2 protein-coding genes and 1 pseudogene are annotated in these 1,869 nt (G+C 65.7%); all 3 read right to left on the bottom strand.

The genetic code is table 11. The annotated features are described in order from the left end of the window. A pseudogene (locus ABYB95_RS22695) lies at positions 1–457 on the bottom strand (sigma-54-dependent Fis family transcriptional regulator); the annotation flags it as partial. 141 nt (positions 458–598) lie between these two features. Then, positions 599–1,138, bottom strand: a complete 540-nt coding sequence (locus tag ABYB95_RS22690; RefSeq protein ID WP_372662359.1) for a hypothetical protein — start codon at positions 1,136–1,138, stop codon at positions 599–601. Positions 1,139–1,193: 55 nt separating this feature from the next. Continuing rightward, positions 1,194–1,703 carry a DUF1993 family protein gene (locus tag ABYB95_RS22685; protein WP_372662356.1) on the bottom strand — a complete coding sequence of 170 codons (510 nt, stop codon included), beginning with the start codon at positions 1,701–1,703 and terminating at the stop codon, positions 1,194–1,196. Positions 1,704–1,869: the final 166 nt, after the last annotated feature.

The raw sequence follows: 1,869 nt of genomic DNA, 5'->3' as shown, positions 1-1,869 counted from the left end.
GGTCGTCCAGGTGCACAGTGAGCGCTTCGCCCGTGCTGATGCAGGTGCCCACGCCGCAGGTGCCGGCGTTGATCTCGCTCCAGTCCGCGCCCAGGTACAGGCCCGCCTTGCGCAGGCTGGGTTCAAACACCAGGTCGCCGAGAAAGTCCACCGTGACCCCGCGCGCGTCGGTCAGCAGCACCACATAACCCAGGCCGGCCACCTTGGTGTAGAGCGATTCCAGGCCGTGGCGCGCGATCTGCAGCAGCGCTTCCATCTGGTCCTGGTGTTCGCGCAAGCGCGCCTGCGGCAGGATGATGGCCTCTTGCATGCGGCTGGGGTTCAGCCCGTGCTGGTGCACACAGCGGTGCCACGAATCGCGGATCACCTGCTCGTGCTGCGCGGCGATCTGCGCACCCGTGCCATCGCTGGCCACTTGCATCACGGTGGCGATGTGCTGGTGTTGAAGGGTGGACATGGGCGGCTCCTGCGCAAGCGAAACGGACAGGCTTGCACCATGGTGCGGCGCAGTGGCGGTGTCAATCAAGGGTTTTCCCTTGTCGATCGGGTGGGCCGAACCAGCGGGAAAGCCGGGGCGTCCGGCATTTTGCCCGCGTCTCTAGGGCGCCGCGTTCGGCTGCTGGTCCAACACCCGCGAGCGCGCCGCGCTCAGCAGCAGCCGGGAATAGAGGCGGTGAAAACCCAGCAGGGCATGAAAACCAAAACCCATGCGCGGCGGGCGGCGGGCGCTGCCTTTTTTCGGCACCACCACCGAGCCGAAATACAGCCGTATTTGCGAGCGCCCCTCGGCACTGGACACCGCTTCCACCATCAACCACGACTTGGTGCGCCCAGTGAAATCCGCCAGCAGCAATTGGTCCGCCGCGCGGGCTTCCACGCGCCAGGCCGAAAACGCCTGGCTGCCACCTTGGGCCAGCCGCCGGGCATCGGCGTCGGTAGCGGGCCGGCCTGCCAGCCATCGCAACAGCGTGCGCTCCAGCTTGAACAAAGGCGTGGTGTAGAACGCCTCGACGAAGGCGGCGTGCGAAACGGGGCCTTCCACTTCGCACACATAGCAGTCCACGAACGCCCCCGCCGCGCGGAACGGCTGCAACAAAGCAGCGCGCGGGAGTTCGCCGGGGCGTATCGGGTTTGTCATGCCTTGGCAGCGCGTGGCCGGTGGGATGCTTGATCCCCCATGGCCGTGCGTGCGCTCAGTACGCGCCCATGTAGTCGCGCTTGCCAATGGCCAAGCCGTTGTGGCGCAAGATGTCGTAGGCGGTGGTGACGTGGAAGAAAAACTGCGGCAAACCGTACTGGGCCAGATAGACCTGACCGCTCAGTTTCTTCTCTTTGGGCGTGCCTGGGCGCAGGACGATTTCGCTGCTTTCTTTGCCCTCGAACTGCGATGGGTTCACGCTGTCCAGAAAGGCCAGGGTTTGCACCAACAGCGCGTCCAGATCGGCAAACGTTTTCTGGTCGCCGTCCAAGGTGGGCAGGTCCACCCCCGCCAGGCGCGCCGCGATGCCGCGCGAAAAATCGGCGGCAATCTGCACCTGCTTGATCAGGGGAAACATGTCGGGGAACAGGCGCGCTTGCAGCAGGGCGTCGGGCTCGATCGATTTGGCCGTGGCGTGTGCGTTGGCCGTGGCCAGAATGCTTTGCAGGGCCGTCAGCATTTGCTTGAGCACGGGAACGGAGTGGGTGTACATGGGGCTGGTCATGGTGGTTTCCGGGTGGGTAAAAACGGTGGGTTCGCGCGCGTGCGTTCGGCGCGGTCCGCTGGGTATGGGTGGGCTTGTTCGTGTGCAGCTCAGGCGGGCGCTTGGTCGGCCCAGCACTGTAACCCGTGCCCGTACAACGCGCTGGCCAGGCCCCAGGCCACCCCCT

Origin of the sequence: Hydrogenophaga sp., from assembly GCF_041633695.1 — a bacterium.
GTDB lineage: Bacteria > Pseudomonadota > Gammaproteobacteria > Burkholderiales > Burkholderiaceae_C > Hydrogenophaga.
This window is presented reverse-complemented; position numbering and strand designations above follow the sequence as displayed.

Excerpts from the sequence above, each read along its gene's own strand:
- ABYB95_RS22690 (WP_372662359.1), bottom strand. The coding sequence starts at position 1,138 with ATGACAAACCCGATACGCCCCGGCGAACTCCCGCGCGCTGCTTTGTTG.
- ABYB95_RS22685 (WP_372662356.1), bottom strand. The coding sequence starts at position 1,703 with ATGACCAGCCCCATGTACACCCACTCCGTTCCCGTGCTCAAGCAAATG.